Source organism: Stenotrophomonas sp. 86156_Sma (assembly GCF_056481625.1).
The window spans coordinates 3,611,601-3,628,627 of the sequence record NZ_CM151157.1; the positions used below are offsets into that span (position 1 = coordinate 3,611,601).

Here is a 17,027-nt window from a genome sequence, read left to right on the forward strand (position 1 = left end):
GTTAGGAGAGAAGCTGTGAAACACCTGATCCAACGGCCCGCCAGCCGCCGCCGCACCACCCTGGCATCGTCCATCACCCATATCCTTACCGGCGGCACGCTGCTGCTGGTTGGCGCCGTGGCTTCCACCTCCGCTTTCGCGCAGGAAAAGGCCACCAACCTGGACCGCATCACGGTCACCGGTTCGAACATCCCGCGCACCAACACTGAAACACCGTCCCCGGTGCAGGTGGTGACCCGCCAGGAAATCGACCGTACGGGCAAGACCACGGTTGCCGAGTACCTGCAGACACTGACCGCCGACGGTTCCGGCTCCATTCCCAAGACCTTCGGCAACGGCTTTGCCGGCGGTGGTGCCGGCATCTCGCTGCGCGGCCTGGGCGCGGGTTCGACCCTTGTCCTGTTGAATGGTCGCCGCATGGCCACCTACGGCTTGGCCGATGACGGCCAGAAGGTTTTCACCGACCTGAGCACCATCCCGCTCGACGCCGTCGAACGCGTGGAAGTGCTGAAGGACGGCGCCTCGGCGATCTATGGTTCCGACGCCATCGCCGGCGTGGTCAACATCATCCTGCGCAGCGACTTCCAGGGCGCGATCCTCCGGGGCTCCTACGGCCTGTCTGGCGACAGCGATGGCGACGCGAAGAAGGCGACCCTGACCGCCGGTACCGGCGATCTGGCCACCGACGGCTGGAATGCCTTCTTCAGCCTGGATGTGGCAAAGACCGACGCGATCAAGATCAGTGATCGCAAGAACCGCAAGTGGATCGGTACCGGCGATACCCGCCCGTGGGGCTATGGCAACAACGCCCAGTTCCTCGGCGGCGCCTTCCTCAGCGGCAAGACCCGCGGCGGTGTTGGTCCGAACGGTTCGGTGTATGACGATCGCAATGTGACCAAGGACAATCCTGCCTTCCTGGTCGCATTGCCGGGCTGTGCTGGCCTGACCACCATTCCCGGCCAGACCGAGGCTACTGCACAGGCGCAGGGCTGCCTGTGGGATCCGAACCAGCTGTATCGCGATCTGACCCCGGAAGAGAAGTACGTCAACGTGTTTGGCCGTGCCAGCTTCGCGTTTGGTGAAGGTGGCGAGATCTACACCGAAATCGGCTACTCGAAGAAAGAAACCACCTTCAGCAACACCCCGTCCGGCGTATCCGGCAGCTGGGGCTTCCCCGAAGGCCCGGTCAACGGCAACAGTGGCCCGGGCGCAGTGGTGCTGGGCCCGAATCATCCTGACAATCCCATTCCCGGCCAGGCCTCGCGCCTGCGTTATTCGGCGTGGGATGTCGGTCCCCGCGTGACCAACAACACCAATGAGTTCACCCGCTTCCTGGTCGGCGTCAAGGGCAACTGGGGCGACTGGAGCTACGACACCGCCTATCTGCACTCGGGCACTGATCTGGTCAACAAGCGCACCGGCTTTCTCAACTACGACAACGTACGTTGCGCATTGGCCAACCCGAACTGCGCCGGTGGTGTTTGGCGCATCGGTGACAACGCGGGCATGAACTCGCAGGCGTTGTACGACTTCATCTCGCCGGATATCAGCGCCCGCGCCAAGTCCAGCCTGGACATGTTCGACTTCACCGTGTCGCGCAGCCTGATGGACCTGAAGGGTGGCCCGCTGGGCCTGGCATTGGGTACCGAATGGCGCAAGACCAGCAACAGCCTGACCCCGCAGACCTACACCGACAAGGGCCAGATCATCGGCCTGGGCTACTCGGCCTACGACGGCACCCAGAACGTGTACGCAGGCTACGTTGAGCTGTCTGCGCCCGTGCTGGAAACCCTGGAACTGTCCGGTGCGGTTCGCTACGACAAGTACGAGAGCGGTGAAGGCAAGGCCACGCCGAAGATCGGCATCAAGTGGACCCCGGCCGACTGGATCGCACTGCGTGGCAGCTACGCCGAAGGCTTCCGGGCACCCAACCCGGCCGAGAACGGCGATGGTGGCCTGGCAGCGTTCTCCAACGCGTCCGATCCGGTACGTTGCCCGAACGGCAACCCGGCACCGGGTGCCACCGGGGATGACTGCGGTGCCCTGCCGGTGGCCATCATCACCCGCCCGAACAAGGATCTGAAGCCGGAAGAGTCCAAGAGCTACTCGGTGGGTATCGTCCTGCAGCCGACGTCCACGACCTCGCTGACCATCGATGCCTGGCAGATCAAGCGCACCAACGAAATTGCCCAGGGCAGCACCTCCGAAGCCATTGCCGCCGGCAACGTGTTGCGTGACAGCAACCTGCTCAACGGCGTGCCCGGCACCGGCAGCATCCTGGCAGTCAACACGCAGTACATCAATGCCGCATCGACCCGGGTCCGGGGTATCGATACCGATATCCGCCAGACCTTCGACATCGGCCCGGGCCAGCTGGAGATGGACCTGCAGTGGAGCCATGTGCTCAAGTTCGAGCGCACCGATGCCGACGTGACGGTTGACTACGCGGGTACTCACGGCAACTGCGACGTGACCAACTGCATCGGCACCCCGAAGGACCGCATCAACTTCGGCACCACCTGGAGGCAGGGTCCGTGGAGCGTCAGCGGCGTTGCCAACTACATCTCGAAGATGGACAACAAGGACTTCCGTGGTCCGAACGGCTCCTATCTGTTCGCGTATGCAGACGGAACGGACGTCAAGAAGATCTCCTCGTTCACCACCTTCGACCTGTCGGGCCGCTGGAACATCACTGAAGCCTTCGAGTTGAACGCCTCGGTGCAGAACGTGTTCGATCGCATTGCGCCGCTGGATCCGTCCACCTACGGCGGTGTCAACTACAACCCGCTGCACTTCAGTGGTGCCATCGGTCGCTACTTCACCGTCGGTGCCAAGTACACCTTCAAGTAATCCTGCTGCAGCGTCACCCGCAAAGGCCCGGGCACACGCCCGGGCCTTTGCTTTTCCGGGGTGCCCGGATGTGGACTCAGCCAGTCAACCAGCTCCCTACCCTGACACCAACCCACATCGCAGCGAGGACCAGTACGACATACAACGCATACTCGAACCGACGCCGCGTACGCTGTTCCGAGACCAGCTGCGCTGATTGCCGGCGCACCGTTTCGCGAAGTGTCGCGTTTTCCTTGCCCAGCGCCCCATTCTCCTTACGCTGGACCTCAATGGTTCTATGCGAGTCTGCAAGCTCCCCATCGAGCAGCTTCTCCCTTGCCAAAACGCGAGTCTGTAAATTTTCCAGATCCACACATCGCTTGTGCCCGCCTTCCACCTGCAAGCGCAGGTCCGCGGTGCGGCCTTGCAGCCGCGCAATGTCAGACTTCAGTTCCAGCACCTGCGCCTCGAGGAATGGCTTGCTGCTGGGGTTGCTCAATACAACCGCCTGCAGGAAGCCGCTGTCACCCTCGAGCATCCGCTTGATCCGATTCCGGTATTTCTCTTCCTCGTGATCGGTGGTTTGTTCTTCCGGCGTCGCATAACGAAACATGTCCATTGAGTCGATATCCACTTCAACGACGGGAAGTCCCAGTCGTCTGCAGCCCTCCTGCTTCGCGGCATCCACGGCGTGCGAGCGCTTGACTTCTAGGAGGAACCGCCCCTCCCACTTGATCGCGAGCGCGTCCTCGCTGGAAAACTCGATATACAGATCCGCTCGGTATCCACCTTCGCCTGGCACCTGCCACTCTGTCTCGACCCGTGTGATCTCGATCCTGCACTCTCGCCATCGACGCAGGCCTTGTTCAGACGGAACAGACAGCTTTAGCCGAACGTGGGCGAGTTTGCCAAGGGCCTCTTTGAATAGCAGGTGCTGCAACGACTCACCTCCCGCCGCCTGCCCTCCCTTAAGCCCGTCCATGTACGCAAAGAAACTCGAGCCTCCCTTCATGACATGCTTGACCGGCCGGCGATGGCCCAGGCGATGGGTGGAGAAGAAGCGGTCACCGGTCGGTGCACCATTGTTCTCGTTTCGACGCTTGGCAATCCATGCGGCCGTGACCGACAGAGTTCCGTCGACAGTGAGATAAGCCCGTGTTTTCGTCATCCGGTGGATACCTTTGGGTGGAAGACACACAATGACAATGTTGCGTCTCAACGATTGAGAAAGACCCAGATCGCCATATAGTGGTGGCGCGCCGGTGGTAACGCCCGGGCCCAGCCCGTGGTGGCAGATGACGCACAACGGAGAATGCAGCATGCCCCCCTCGTCGCAACGCCTTGGCCTGGCCGCACTGACTGCACTGGTGGTCGGCTCGATGGTCGGCGCCGGCATCTTTTCATTGCCGCAGAACGTGGCGCGCAGCGCCGGCCCGGCCGCGGCGCTGATCGGCTGGGCCCTGAGCGGCGCGGGCATGCTGATGCTGGCCTTCGTGTTCCAGGCCCTGGCCAACCGCCGGCCTGATCTCGATACCGGCATCTACGCATATGCGCGCGAAGGCTTCGGCAACTACATCGGCTTCTCCGCTGCGTGGGGCTACTGGGTCGCCTCGGTGCTCGGCAACGCCAGCTTCTTCGTGCTGATCTTCAGTGGCCTCGGCCACTTCATGCCCGTGTTCGGCGAAGGCAATACCCCGGCCGCCGTGGCCGCATCGTCATTGCTGTTGTGGACCGTACACCTGTTGGTGCTGCGTGGCCTGCGCACTGCAGCCATCGTCAACGGCCTGGTGACCGTGGCCAAGCTGCTGCCGATCGCCCTGTTCCTGGTCCTGGCCGCCGGCGCGTTCCGCATGGACGTGTTCCGCACCGATTTCCTCGGCGCGCCTGCACTCGGCGACCTCGGCCAGCAGCTGCGCGGCATGATGCTGGTGACCGTGTGGGTGTTCATTGGCATCGAGGGCGCCAGCATCTACTCGCGGCGCGCCGCACGCCGTACCGACGTGGGTCGCGCCACGGTGATCGGCTTCCTCGGCGTGTGGCTGCTGCTGGTGCTGGTCAGCCTGTTGTCGATGGGCGTGCTGTCGCAGGCGGAACTGGCCGGACTGCCTAATCCGTCGATGGCCTATGTGCTGCGCGCCATTGTCGGCGAATGGGGCGCGACGGTGATCATCATCGGTTCGATCATCTCCGTTCTCGGTGCATTGCTGGCCTGGGTGCTGCTGTGCGCCGAAGTGCTCTATGCCGCCGCAGGTGACGGCACCATGCCGGCCTTCCTGGGGCGTGAGAACGCGCGCGGCGTGCCGGCCAATGCACTGTGGTTGAGCAACGGGCTGATCCAGTTGTTCCTGCTGCTGGTGCTGGTCAATTCCGGCAGCTATACCGGGCTGGTGCTGCTGGCCGCGTCGATGAGCCTGGTGCCCTACTTCCTGTCCACGGCATTCGGCGTACAGCTGGCCTGGCGTGGGCAGGCCTATGCCGGTGAACCAGGCGTGCGCTGGCGCGATTTCGTGGTCGCACTGCTGGCCAGCGCCTATGCGCTGTGGCTGGTGTATGCCGGCGGGCTGGACAACCTGCTGCTGTCGGTACTGCTGTACGTGCCCGGCGTGGCGTTGTTCGCATTGACCCGGCACCAACGCGGCGAACAGGTATTTACGCGTTGGGAAGGGGTACTGTTCGCTGCGATCCTGGTTGTGGCGGTTGCTACGCTGGTGGCGTTCTGGCGAGGCAATCTCACGCTGTAGACCCGAGCCCAGGCTCGGCTGGTTCATCCGCAGCAGCCGAGCATGGCCCGGCTCCACAACAGCAGTCACGCAAGCTCGCCCCTACAAAGACGCAAAAAAAAACCTGCATCTCGCGATGCAGGTTTTTCAAGGTGGCGCCCGAAGTTGGACTCGAACCAACGACCCCCTGATTAACAGTCAAGTGCTCTAACCGGCTGAGCTATTCGGGCAGACGACTAGTATAACCACTCTTCACGCGCGATGGTAGGGGTGATTGGCAATCATTGCGGCAGCCCGATACAGCTGCTCGGCCACCACCAGGCGCACCAGCATGTGCGGCAGCGTCAGCGGGCCGATCGACCACTTCTCATCGGCCAGCGCGGACACCTCCGGCGAATGCCCTTCCGGGCCACCGATCAGGAACGCCAGGTCCCTTCCTTCCTGCCCGCGCCAGTGTTCCAGGCGCTGCGCCAGCTGTTCGGAACTGAGCTGGCGGCCCGGCACGTCCAGCGCCACCACATAGGCATTCTTCGGCAGCGCAGCGATCACCCGCTTGCCTTCGTCTTCAGTGGCGCGGCGCGGATCACGCCCCTTGCCGCGCAGGCCGGGCTCGATTTCCACCAGCTCGAACGGCAGCCAGTGCGACAGCCGCTTCTGGTACTCAGCGAAGCCCTGCGCCACCCAGCTGGGGGCGCGTTCACCGGTGGCGATCAGGCGGGCTTTCATCAACGGTCCTCCAAAACGTCGACGGCGCCATCGGCGCCGTCGAAGGGATGCATCAACGCGTGGCTCAGGCCACTTCGTCGTCGCTGGACGGCGGCTGGTCGCCGACGGTCCACAGGCGCTCGAGGGCGTAGAACTCACGCACGCGCGGCAGCATCACATGGACGATCACGTCGCCCAGGTCGACCAGCACCCACTCGGCTTCGCGCTCGCCTTCCACGCCCAGCGGCATCACGTCGATGTTCTTGGCGAAGCGCACGACTTCGTCGGCAATCGACTTGACGTGGCGGGTCGAGGTGCCCGAAACGACGATCATGTAGTCGGCAACGCTGGACCGGCCGCGCACGTCGATCTCGACCAGGTCCTTGGCCTTCAGGTCTTCGGTGGCTTGGCGGACGCTGGCCAGCAGTTCCGGCACGGACGGCGGCGGGCTGGGCAGATCGACCTTGATGGTCTGGGGCTGGGTCTGGTTGCTCAAAGTGGATCGACTCGATAAACGTGGGGGCGATTATACGGGGATGGCGCCGCTGCGCCATTCACGGCCTGCCCGGGCGGTACAGCCCGTGTGCAGCCACATAGTCCGCCACGCCGGGTGGCAGCAGGGCGCGCCAGGGGCCGCCGGCGGCGATCTGCGAGCGCACGGCGCTGGCCGATTCCTCGCGCAGCGGGTGGTGCAGGCGCAGGATGCGCCCGGCCGGGCTGGCGAACAGGGCCTGCTCGGTGTCGGCCCAACGCCCTTCCAGCGCCCGGCCCAGCTCGCCATCCACCGCGGCCTGCAACGGACTACCCGGGCGCTCCGCCACCACGAAATGAGCCAGCCCGAACAACGCCTCCCATTCGTGCCAGCGGGACAGGCCAAGCAGGCTGTCGGCGCCGACCAGCCAGGCCAGCGGCCGGCTCGGCCCCAGCTCGCCGCGCAGCTCGCGCAGGGTGTCCACGGTGTAGGACGGCCGACCGGGGAAACGCACCGCGCGATCCAGCTCGCGCCGGTCCAGCAGCAGGCCCGGTTCGTCGCCGATGGCCAGCGACAGCATGGTGCAGCGCTGCTCGGCCGTGGCGCCGGGCACGGCACGGTGCGGCGGATCGGCCGCCGGCAGCATGCGCACGGCAACCTGCAGTTCGTCACGGGCAGCCCGCGCGATCGCCAGGTGCCCGAGGTGCACCGGATCAAAGGTGCCCCCGTAGTAGATCCGCAGGCTCATTGCTCAGGCCCGCGCCAGCAGGCGCACGGCACGCGGTTCGGCCACAGCCACCAGCAGGCGCTCCAGCGCCAGCCAGGCATCGCCGTCGGCGCGCCCCTTGGCGATACGGTCGACCAGTCCCGCTTCAGCCACGAAGCGCTCCCAGCGCTTGCTTTCCGGATGCCGCTGCAGCGCGCGCTTGTACGGCGCCTGCCGCGATTCCCAGATGCCGCGCGATTTCATTTCGGCAGCCAGGTTGCCACCCCGGGCCTGCACCCGGGCCAGGCCAGCACCGGCCAGCAGCTCGCGGATCACCATCGGCATCAACGCAGCCACCGCCTCACCCTCGCCTCGCAGGCCGGCCAGCATGCGCAGCACCGCCGGCGGTTGCCCGGAGAATGTCGCCTCCACCAGCCGGAACACGTCATAGCGGGCGGCGTCGGCCACCAGCGACTCCATGCGCTCCACATCCAGCGGCTGGCCATCGGCCAACAGCGCCAGCTTGTCGATTTCCTGGGCGGCAGCCAGCAGGTTGCCTTCCACCCGCTCAGCCAGGCGCTGCACGGCGGCCGGGTCCGCGCGCAGGCCCTTGCCACGCAGGCGGCGCTCGATCCAGTCCGGCAGTTCGTGCGGCTTGATCGCCCACGCCACCGACAGCACGCCGATGCGGTTGACCGCTTCGGCCCACTTGCCCTGGTGCGCCTTGCTCCATTCGTTGGCGGTGATCATCAACACCACGTCCGGCGCCGGATTGGCGCAGAACTGGCTGATCACCTCGGCACCGTCCTTGCCCGGCTTGCCGCTGGGCAGGCGCACCTCGACCAGGCGACGGGCGCTGAACAGGCTGGGGGCATTGAAACTGGCGTCGAGCTGGTTCCAGTCGAAATCACGCCCTTCGGCGTCGAACACTTCACGTTCGCCAATGCCCGAGGCGCGCGCACGCGCGCGGATGGCGTCGGCCGCCTCCAGCACGCGCAGGGTTTCCGGGCCGGCAATCAGGTAGACCGGCGCCAGCGCGGTATCAGCGCCCTGGCTGGCCAGCTGCTCCGGACGCAGTTCCATGCGCGCGGCTCAGTGCTTGGCTGCGGGGACCGGCTCGGCCGGTACCGCGCCTTCGATCGGCTTGTCCTTCGGCGCCGACAGGCTGCCGCCCTTCTCGATCTCGGCACGCACCACGCTGTCGATGCGGCGGATGATCGAGGCGGACATTTCCCGGCGCAGTTCATTGGCCAGGATTTCACGTTCGGTGGTGGTACCGGTGGCGTCGGTCGGCGGCGACACGTAGTCGCGCGACAGCTCGATCACCTGCTGCGGCACCAGTTCGCTGCCGTCTTCACGACGGAAGATGAAGATCACCGCGTAGCGCAGGCTGTATTCCTGCGCACGGCCCTGCGAGTCGATGGCGATCGGCAGGTCGCCCCAGCGCTCGGACAGTACCTGCAGCTGGGCGCTGGGCTCCTTGCTGTCCTCATCGGCCAGCCTGGCGCCGGAGGCCAGCAGGCTGCGGTTGAGCAGCTTGACCAGTTCGCTGTACGGCGCAGTGGAAACCACCTTCACCGGTGCCGTGTCGGTCGGCAGCATCAGCTTGTTGCGCAGATGGAAACCGCAGCCGGCAAGGCCGAGGACAAGAACGAGGGCAAGCAGGATTCGGGTCATGGAGACAGTCTGGCGGAGCCGGGCGATCACGGCAACACACAGCGTGCCCGAAGCCGCGTGAATGCAGGGCCATCAAACGCCGGGCCCTGCACCGGAATGGTACCGGCCACCACGCGGGTGGCCGGTACGGGGTACATCAGGCGGCGACGATGTTCACGATCTTGCCCGGCACGATGATGATCTTGCGCACCGTCAGGCCTTCCATGAACTTGGCCGCGTTGGGCTCGGCCAGGGCCAGCGCCTCGACCTGCTCGCGCGCGGCGTCGGCTGCCACGTCGATGGTGCCACGCAGCTTGCCGTTGACCTGCACGGCCAGGGTCAGTGCGTCGCGCACCAGCGCACCGGCATCGGCCTGCGGGAACGGCTGGTCTTCCAGCAGGGTCTCGCCATGGCCCAGCACCTGCCACAAGGCATGGCTGGCGTGAGGGGTGATCGGGTTGAGCAGCAGCACGATGGCCTGCAGCGCTTCCTGGCGCACCGCGCGCCCCTGCGCGCTGCCGTCCTCGAACTTGGCCAGCGCGTTCATCAGTTCCATCACCGCGGCAATGGCGGTGTTGAAGCTGTGGCGGCGGCCATAGTCGTCACCGACCTTGCCGATGGTCTCGTGGGTCTTGCGGCGCAGTGCCTTCTGGTTGGCATCCAGTGCTGCAACATCCAGCGCCGGAGCGGCGCCATCGGCAGCATGCTTCTGCACCTGGGCCCACAGGCGGCGCAGGAAGCGGGCCATGCCATCCACACCGGCTTCGTTCCACTCCAGCGACTGTTCCGGCGGCGCGGCGAACATCGAGAACAGGCGCACGGTGTCGGCGCCGTACTTGTCGACCATCGCCTGCGGGTCCACGCCGTTGTTCTTCGACTTGGACATCTTCTCGGTACCACCGACCACCACCGGCTGGCCGTCGGCGATCAGGGTCGCGCCGGTGATGCGGCCGCGCTCGTCGCGCTGCACTTCCACATCGGCCGGGTTGATCCAGTCCTTCGAGCCATCCGGGTTCGGGCGGTAGTAGGTCTCGGCAATCACCATGCCCTGGCACAGCAGATTGCGCGCCGGTTCGTTGCTGTCCACCATCCGCGCGTCGCGCAGCAGCTTGTGGTAGAAGCGGAAATACATCAGGTGCAGGATCGCGTGCTCGATGCCACCGATGTACTGGTCCACCGGCAGCCAGTAGTTGCCGCGCTTGTCGACGGCATCACGGGCACCCGGCGAGGTGTAGCGGGCGTAGTACCAGCTCGACTCCATGAAGGTGTCGAAGGTGTCGGTCTCGCGCTCGGCCGCGCCGCCGCAGTCCGGGCAGGTGGTCTTGCGCCATTCCGGATCGGTCTTGATCGGCGAACCAGTACCCGAGAATGCCACGTCCTCCGGCAGCACCACCGGCAGCTGTTCTTCCGGCACCGGCACCGCACCGCACTTGGCGCAGTAGATCACCGGAATCGGGCAGCCCCAGTAGCGCTGGCGGCTCACGCCCCAGTCGCGCAGGCGGTAGTTGACGCGGCGCTGGCCCTGGGCCTTGCGCTCGAATCGTTCGGCCAGGGCTTCGAAGGCACCCTGGAAATCCAGGCCATCGAACTCGGCCGAGTTGACCAGCTCGAAGGCACGGCTCTTGTCGCTGTACCAGTCCTGCCAGCGGCTGCCATCCCAGGTGCGCTCTTCTTCGGTGCGCGCATCCTTCAGTGCGATCACCTGCTTGATCGGCAGGCCGTACTTGTTGGCCACTTCGTTGTCGCGCTGGTCATGACCCGGCACAGCCATCACCGCGCCGGTGCCGTAGCCCATCAGCACGAAGTTGGCGACCCACACCGGCACCGGCTCGCCGGTGACCGGATGCAGCGCACGCAGGCCGGTGTCCATGCCGCGCTTTTCCTGGGTTTCCAGTTCCGCCTCGGACACGCCACCCTGCTTCAGGTCGGCCAGCATCGCGGCCAGTTCCGGGTTGTTCTTCGCCGCATGCAGCGCCAGCGGATGTTCGGCGGCGATCGACACGAAGGTCACGCCCATCACGGTATCCGGACGGGTGGTGAACACGCGCAGCGGATCCAGCACGCCGCCGTCAACGTCACGTACGTCGAACTGGATTTCCAGGCCCTCGGAGCGGCCGATCCAGTTGCGCTGCATGGTCTTGACCGAATCCGGCCAGCCGTCCAGCTCGTCCAGGCCGTCCAGCAGTTCCTGGGCGTAATCGGTGATACGCAGGAACCACTGCGGAATCTCGCGCTTCTCGACCAGGGCGCCGGAGCGCCAGCCGCGGCCGTCAATCACCTGCTCGTTGGCCAGCACGGTCTGGTCGACCGGGTCCCAGTTCACCACCGCATTGCGGCGGTAGGCCAGGCCCTTGCGCATCAGGCGGGTGAACATGCGCTGCTCGTGGACGTAGTAGTCCGGGCGGCAGGTGGCGAACTCGCGCGACCAGTCAACGGCATAGCCCATGGCCTTGAACTGGCCACGCATGTGCTCGATGTTCTTGTAGGTCCAGGCCGCCGGTGCGGTCTTGTTCTTGATCGCGGCGTTTTCCGCCGGCAGGCCGAACGCGTCCCAGCCCATCGGCTGCAGCACGTTGTGGCCGGTCATGCGCTTGTAGCGGCTGATCACGTCGCCGATCGTGTAATTGCGCACGTGGCCCATGTGCAGCGCACCGGACGGGTACGGAAGCATCGACAGGCAGTAGTACTTCGGCTTGTCCGAAGTCTCGTCGACTTCGAAGGCACGGGTGGCGTCCCAGTACTGCTGGGCGGCGGATTCAACCTGCTGCGGGTCGTAGGCGTTGGTTTCAGCGCTGGTCATGGAACACGCGGATGCGGCGGCAAAGCGGTACAGCGTACCGCAGTGCGGCAAACGTCTCCAATCCCGCCCGCTGAAGGCCGGCTCCGCGAGCGCTCGAGGCTGGTCTCAGCGCGGCCGCGACAACGGCAGGGCCAGGGCCAGCCAGGCCGTCCAGCAGGCGAACGCAAGCCGTTGTGCCAGCGGTGCCGCCAACACGCCCTGCAGGGCAAACGCCGCCAGCGCGGCCAGTACGCCACAGGCGAGCGCCACTGCGCCCAGCGCGCGGCCATGCGCCTGGCGCAACTGCGACGTGCCCAGCAACAGGGTCCCGGCAACGAAACCCAGCACCCAGATCATCCAGGCACTGGCATGCAGCTGGCTGGCCGGCCCGTGCAGGTCATCCACATCCAGCGGCAGCAGCCCCATCGCGGCGAACGCCAACCCGGCCAGCAGCAGCATCTGGCTGCCCACCCGGGGCGCCCAGCCGGCGGTTGCCGACAGCCCACGGCGCAGGCACTCGGCCACAACCACCGCCAGCAGGCCCGGCAGCACGAAGCCCAGCAGATTGAAGGCCAGCGCATGCGGCACCCCCTGTGCTCCCAGCAGCGCCACCGGGTGGCGAGCCTGTGCGTAGCCTTCCAGGCCGGCGCCGAAACCGAGCACCGCCAGCATGAACAGCAGTGCGGCGACCAGACCGGACAGGCGCAGCAACGGGGACAGGGACGACATGCAGGCTCCGGAAAGGACGGCGACAGGAAGGCGGCATTGTCAGGCATTTACTAGAACCCGGGTTGAGACCGGCATCGATCGTCACCATAGAATCAGTCTCCAGACGCCAAACGATGCTTCCCCCCATGACCGAGACGACCTACGTATTCGACGCCACCACTGCGACCTTCGAGGCCGAAGTCCTGCAGAAGTCGCTGCAGACGCCGGTGCTGGTCGACTTCTGGGCCACCTGGTGCGGGCCGTGCAAGACCCTCGGGCCGATGCTGGAAAAGCTGGCTGCCGAGTACAACGGCGCCTTCGAACTGGCCAAGGTCGACGTCGACAAGGAACAGCAGATCGCCGCCGCCTTCCAGATCCGCTCGGTGCCGACCGTGTTCCTGGTCAAGGGCGGCCAGCTGGTGGACGGCTTCCCGGGGGCCATCCCGGAAGGCCAGCTGCGTGAATTCCTGGCCCAGCACGGCATCGTGCCGGCCGACATCGGCGACGCCGTCGCCGAAGACGAAGCGCCGCTGGACCCGCAGGCGCAGGTGGACGTGCTGCGCGCGCAGATCGCCGCCGAGCCGGACAAGGACGAGCTGAAGCTCGACCTGGCGCTGGCCCTGCTGCAGATCGGTGGCGTGGATGAAGCCGGTCTGCTGATCGATGGCCTGCCCGCCAACCTGGCCACCGACGACCGTGCCGTGCGTGCACGCGCCCGGCTGGCCTTCGCCTCGGCCCTGAAGGACGCCCCGGCCGCCGAAGTGCTGGACGCGCGCATCGCCGCCGATGGCAAGGACCTCAAGGCCCGTCACCTGCGCGGCGTGCAGCTGCTGCTCGGTGGCCACGATGAAGCCGCACTCGCCCAGTTCCTGGAAATGCTGCGGATCGACCGCGCCTTCGAGGAAGGACTGCCGCGCAAGGCCCTGATCGACGCCTTCAATGTGATCTCCGACGAGGACCTGGTCGGCCAGTATCGCCGCCGGATGGCCTCCCTGCTGTTCTGAACGGGAACCCACTTCGTTCAGAATCCCTGCACTGAACGCGGGCAATAATGCGCGGGATGGCGGCCGTACGGTCGCCACGATCCGTTCGGGGGGATGAGGTCGGGGCCATGGGGTCTTGCAGCTGCGCCCCCGCATTGCCGGGATTGCAAACTGTGACCTTCGTCCGCTCGCTGTCGTTCGCCATGCGCTTCCAGGGCGCGCTGCTCTGCGCTCTTCTCTTCCTGCCGGCCATGGCCGCCGCCCAGGACTGGAACTACCGGGTCCGTCCCGGCGATACCCTGTGGGATCTGGGAGGCCTGTACCTCAAGCCCTCGGTGCGCTGGCAGCAGCTGCAACAGCACAACCGCATCGACAACCCCTACCAGCTGCCGCCGGGGCAGCTGCTGCGCTTCCCGATCAGCTGGCTGCGCATCGAACCGGCACCTGCCCGCGTGCTGTCGGTGCGCGGCAAGGTCGAACTGTCAGGTGCCGATGGCAGCGCCTCGCGCGCGATACTCGCCGGGGAACAACTTCGCATCGGTGACACCGTGCAGACCGAAGGCGACTCCAGCGTCACGCTTGAATTCGCTGACGCCTCGCGCCTGCAGCTGCGCGAGTACTCCCGGCTGCGCCTGGACCAGCTCAGCCGCTACGGCCACACCGGCATGGTCGATACCCGCCTGCGCCTGCAGCAGGGCCGCGCCAGCAATCGGGTGACACCTGCCCGTGGCCCGGCCTCGCGCTACATCATCGATGCACCTACGGCGACCAGCAGCGTGCGCGGCACCGTCTTCCGGGTCAGCGCCGGTGACACCGGCCAGGTGGCTGCCACCGAAGTACTGCAGGGCAAGGTCCAGGTCGGCAACACCCACGGCAAGCGCCTGGTCCAGCCTGGACAGGCCAGCCGCAGCAGCAGCGCCGATGCCGCACCGGACGCTGTCTCCGCCCTTCTTCCAGCGCCGCAGCTGCGTAGCGACGAGGTGCGCCTGGCGGCCCTGCCGACCCTGCTTGCCTGGGACCCCGTCGACGGCGCCGCGCGCTACCGCGTGGAAGTGGTACAGGCAGCGACGCCGGAAATCCTGCTGTTTGCCGCCACCACCGCCGACACCCGGCTGGCGATTGGTGACCTGCCCCCCGGCCAGCTGCGCATCCTGTTGCGCGCGGTGGATGCACAGGGCGTGGAAGGCCTCGACGCCAGCGCCGATTTCGAACTCAGCGACCAGCCCCCGCCGCCGCTCACCGTGGCCCCCCTGCATGGGCAGACCGTCAACAGCGACCGCCCGCGCTTCCGTTGGAGCCAGGCGCCGGGCGCGCGCAGCAGCGTGCTGCAGATCGCCACCGAGCCGAGCTTCGTGCAGCCACTACAGGAACAGAGCACCCCAGGTACCGACCTGCGCCTGGCGCAGCCGCTGCCGCCCGGCGAGTACTTCTGGCGGGTGGCGTCGCGCGACGGCAACGGCCATCAGGGCCGCTACGGCCAGGCCCTGCCCCTGCAACTGAGCAATGAACCGGTCGACCCTGCCCTGCAGCCGCCTGAGGCCGCGCATGGCGAACTGACCCTGCGTTGGCAGGCCGGCAGCGAAGGCCAGCAGTACCGGGTGCAGGTGGACCGTCGTGGCGACTTCAGGGCGCCCCTGGTCGACCAGACCGTGAGCGAGCCGCAGGTCAGCTTCAAGCGGCCGTGGAGCGGCACCCTGCATGTGCGTGTGCAGTACATCGACGACGATGGTCATGCGGGTGAGTACTCACCGGCCCAGCAGATCAAGCTGCCCTGCCGCCTGTGCTACGGCGCCGGTGGTGGTGCCCTGCTGCTGTTGCTGTTGTTATGAGGCGCTCGCCGCTGCCGTGGCCGAAGCGGATCCTGCTGGCACTGCTGGCCGGGGTGCTGACGGTGATCGCCAGCCAGGGCCAGTGGCTGTGGCGACAGGACGAAGCGGCCTACGACGCCATGGTCGGCAACTGGGACTACCGCCCCGACCCCAGCGTGCTGATCGTGGCCATCGACGAGGGCAGCCTGCAGCGCATCGGCCAATGGCCCTGGCCCCGCTCGATCCATGCCCGCCTGCTCGACCGGCTGACCGATGCCGGTGCCGAGCGCGTCGCACTGGACCTGATGCTGTCCGAACCTGATCGTCGCGACAGCCGCCAGGACGATGAACTGGCCGCCGCGATACGCCGCAACGGCCGGGTGGTGCTGCCGGTACTCGCGGCACCGGCCGCCGGCGACCGCATGGCCGAAGAAATGCTGCCGATTCCGCAGATCGCGGCCAGTGCCGCAGCGATCGGCCACACCGATGTGGAAGTGGATGGCGATGGTGTCGCGCGCGGCGTGTACCTGCGTGCCGGCATCGGCCAGGCCCACTGGCCAGCACTGGGCCTGGCGCTGGCCGACCTGCCGGCGGGCGCGGTGCACGGCCTGCCCGACCCCGACCCGGAGATCGGTTCGCCCTATCAATGGCGGCGCAACGACTACGTGCGGGTGCGTTATGCCGGACCGCCCGAACGCCTGCCGCAGGTGTCCTATGCCGATGTGCTGGATGGTCACGTGGACATGGCGATGCTGCACGGCCGCCGCATCGTGGTGGGCATGACCGCCAGCGGCATCGCACCGCGGCTGCTGACCCCGACCACCCGCGAGTTCTGGATGAGCGGCAGTGAGTACCAGGCCAACATCGCTTCGATGCTGCTGCAGCACAAGCAGATCGACCTGCTGCCCCGTCTCTGGCAGCACGCCATCAGTGGCGTCCTGGTGGCACTGTGCGTGATCCTGCTCGGCCTGCGCCTGCCATGGCTCGCGGCGCTGTGCTCGCTGCCGCTTCCACCGCTGCTGAGCTGGTTGCTGTTGCGCGCCGGTGACCTGTGGTGGGCACCGGCCAGCGCCATGCTGGGCATCCTGCTGGTGCTGCTGGCCTGGGCGACCTGGCGCGTCTCGGCCTGGCACCGCCTGGCCAACCGCGATGCGCTGACCGGTCTCGGCAATCGCCTGCGTTTCGAGCAGTCGCTGCAACAGGAATGCGATGCCGCGCGACGCAGTGGCAAGTCCTTGAGCCTCGCACTGATCGACGTTGACCATTTCAAGCGCCACAACGACCGCCACGGCCATCAGGTCGGCGACCGCGTGCTGCGCGATGTTGCACGCCTGATCGGTGCGCATGCGCGACGCCCTCGCGACATGGCCGCGCGCTACGGTGGCGACGAGTTCGCACTGGTGCTGCCCGATACCCCGGCCGAGGGCGCGCGTCAGGTCATCGAGGACCTGATCGCCTGCGTGCGTGCACTGCCGGCGCCCGGTGACGGCAGCGAAGCAGGCGTCACCCTCACCATCGGCGTGTTCACCCGCGTACCCGACGGCACGCTGCAACCACACCATTTCGTCGAAGGCGCCGACACCGCGTTGTACCAGGCCAAGGCCAACGGCCGCGACGGGTATGTCATCGACGGCGCATGAAGCAGGACATGCACACCACCT

General features: G+C 66.6%; 13 protein-coding genes and 1 tRNA gene. 5 read left to right on the plus strand and 9 right to left on the minus strand.

Going from position 1 to position 17,027, the window contains the following annotated elements; genetic code table 11:
- Positions 1-15: 15 nt before the first annotated feature.
- On the plus strand, positions 16-2,850 hold the full coding sequence (locus ACZK33_RS16790; protein WP_032128988.1) for a TonB-dependent receptor: 2,835 nt from the start codon (positions 16-18) through the stop codon (positions 2,848-2,850).
- 76 nt (positions 2,851-2,926) lie between these two features.
- Here the strand turns inward: ACZK33_RS16790 and ACZK33_RS16795 are convergent, their stop codons facing one another.
- Positions 2,927-4,150, minus strand: a complete 1,224-nt coding sequence (locus tag ACZK33_RS16795) for a hypothetical protein (RefSeq protein ID WP_423175089.1) — start codon at positions 4,148-4,150, stop codon at positions 2,927-2,929.
- Between ACZK33_RS16795 and ACZK33_RS16800 the strand changes: the two genes are divergently transcribed.
- A complete protein-coding gene (locus ACZK33_RS16800) occupies positions 4,149-5,570 on the plus strand; it encodes a basic amino acid/polyamine antiporter (RefSeq protein ID WP_423175088.1) in 1,422 nt (473 codons plus the stop codon). The two genes, ACZK33_RS16795 and ACZK33_RS16800, sit on opposite strands and share 2 nt — an antisense overlap.
- 132 nt (positions 5,571-5,702) lie before the next feature.
- Here ACZK33_RS16800 and ACZK33_RS16805 read toward each other — a convergent pair.
- The 8 genes from ACZK33_RS16805 to ACZK33_RS16840 form a co-directional block, all read right to left on the minus strand.
- A tRNA-Asn gene (locus tag ACZK33_RS16805) sits at positions 5,703-5,779 on the minus strand.
- 22 nt (positions 5,780-5,801) lie between these two features.
- On the minus strand, positions 5,802-6,275 hold the full coding sequence (rlmH, locus tag ACZK33_RS16810) for a 23S rRNA (pseudouridine(1915)-N(3))-methyltransferase RlmH (protein WP_478453621.1): 474 nt from the start codon (positions 6,273-6,275) through the stop codon (positions 5,802-5,804).
- A gap of 64 nt (positions 6,276-6,339) precedes the next feature.
- Positions 6,340-6,750 (minus strand): ribosome silencing factor, encoded by a 411-nt coding sequence (gene rsfS, locus ACZK33_RS16815; protein ID WP_005418109.1) that lies wholly within the window; start codon positions 6,748-6,750, stop codon positions 6,340-6,342.
- Between the two features lie 58 nt (positions 6,751-6,808).
- A complete protein-coding gene (gene nadD / locus ACZK33_RS16820; protein ID WP_423175087.1) occupies positions 6,809-7,474 on the minus strand; it encodes a nicotinate-nucleotide adenylyltransferase in 666 nt (221 codons plus the stop codon).
- Positions 7,475-7,477: 3 nt separating this feature from the next.
- Positions 7,478-8,515, minus strand: a complete 1,038-nt coding sequence (gene holA, locus ACZK33_RS16825; protein ID WP_423175086.1) for a DNA polymerase III subunit delta — start codon at positions 8,513-8,515, stop codon at positions 7,478-7,480.
- 9 nt (positions 8,516-8,524) lie between these two features.
- Positions 8,525-9,109, minus strand: a complete 585-nt coding sequence (locus tag ACZK33_RS16830) for an LPS-assembly lipoprotein LptE (protein ID WP_032128984.1) — start codon at positions 9,107-9,109, stop codon at positions 8,525-8,527.
- A 136-nt stretch (positions 9,110-9,245) separates the two neighbouring features.
- Positions 9,246-11,888, minus strand: a complete 2,643-nt coding sequence (leuS, locus tag ACZK33_RS16835; RefSeq protein WP_032128983.1) for a leucine--tRNA ligase — start codon at positions 11,886-11,888, stop codon at positions 9,246-9,248.
- Positions 11,889-11,993: 105 nt separating this feature from the next.
- Entirely contained in the window at positions 11,994-12,596 is a 603-nt protein-coding gene (locus ACZK33_RS16840) for a DUF998 domain-containing protein (protein WP_154264112.1), read from the minus strand.
- Between the two features lie 125 nt (positions 12,597-12,721).
- Here ACZK33_RS16840 and trxA point away from each other — a divergent pair, with 125 nt between their 5' ends.
- The 3 genes from trxA to ACZK33_RS16855 all read left to right on the plus strand — a co-directional run bounded on the left by trxA (position 12,722) and on the right by ACZK33_RS16855 (position 17,006).
- The gene (gene trxA, locus ACZK33_RS16845; RefSeq protein ID WP_423175085.1) at positions 12,722-13,579 is read left to right on the plus strand and encodes a thioredoxin; all 858 of its coding nucleotides are present in this window, start codon (positions 12,722-12,724) and stop codon (positions 13,577-13,579) included.
- Positions 13,580-13,686: 107 nt separating this feature from the next.
- Positions 13,687-15,387: a FecR family protein gene (locus ACZK33_RS16850; protein ID WP_423175084.1), complete on the plus strand. Its 1,701-nt coding sequence runs from the start codon at positions 13,687-13,689 to the stop codon at positions 15,385-15,387.
- The gene (locus ACZK33_RS16855) at positions 15,384-17,006 is read left to right on the plus strand and encodes a CHASE2 domain-containing protein (protein ID WP_049398692.1); all 1,623 of its coding nucleotides are present in this window, start codon (positions 15,384-15,386) and stop codon (positions 17,004-17,006) included. Before ACZK33_RS16850 ends, ACZK33_RS16855 begins: the two co-directional genes overlap by 4 nt.
- The last annotated feature ends 21 nt before the right edge of the window (positions 17,007-17,027 follow it).

Coding starts and splice junctions, on each gene's coding strand:
- ACZK33_RS16800 (WP_423175088.1), top strand. CDS start 4,149: ATGCCCCCCTCGTCGCAACGCCTTGGCCTGGCCGCACTGACTGCACTG.
- ACZK33_RS16795 (WP_423175089.1), bottom strand. CDS start 4,150: ATGCTGCATTCTCCGTTGTGCGTCATCTGCCACCACGGGCTGGGCCCG.
- rlmH (WP_478453621.1), bottom strand. CDS start 6,275: ATGAAAGCCCGCCTGATCGCCACCGGTGAACGCGCCCCCAGCTGGGTG.
- nadD (WP_423175087.1), bottom strand. CDS start 7,474: ATGAGCCTGCGGATCTACTACGGGGGCACCTTTGATCCGGTGCACCTC.
- holA (WP_423175086.1), bottom strand. CDS start 8,515: ATGGAACTGCGTCCGGAGCAGCTGGCCAGCCAGGGCGCTGATACCGCG.
- ACZK33_RS16830 (WP_032128984.1), bottom strand. CDS start 9,109: ATGACCCGAATCCTGCTTGCCCTCGTTCTTGTCCTCGGCCTTGCCGGC.
- leuS (WP_032128983.1), bottom strand. CDS start 11,888: ATGACCAGCGCTGAAACCAACGCCTACGACCCGCAGCAGGTTGAATCC.
- ACZK33_RS16840 (WP_154264112.1), bottom strand. CDS start 12,596: ATGTCGTCCCTGTCCCCGTTGCTGCGCCTGTCCGGTCTGGTCGCCGCA.
- trxA (WP_423175085.1), top strand. CDS start 12,722: ATGACCGAGACGACCTACGTATTCGACGCCACCACTGCGACCTTCGAG.
- ACZK33_RS16850 (WP_423175084.1), top strand. CDS start 13,687: ATGGGGTCTTGCAGCTGCGCCCCCGCATTGCCGGGATTGCAAACTGTG.
- ACZK33_RS16855 (WP_049398692.1), top strand. CDS start 15,384: ATGAGGCGCTCGCCGCTGCCGTGGCCGAAGCGGATCCTGCTGGCACTG.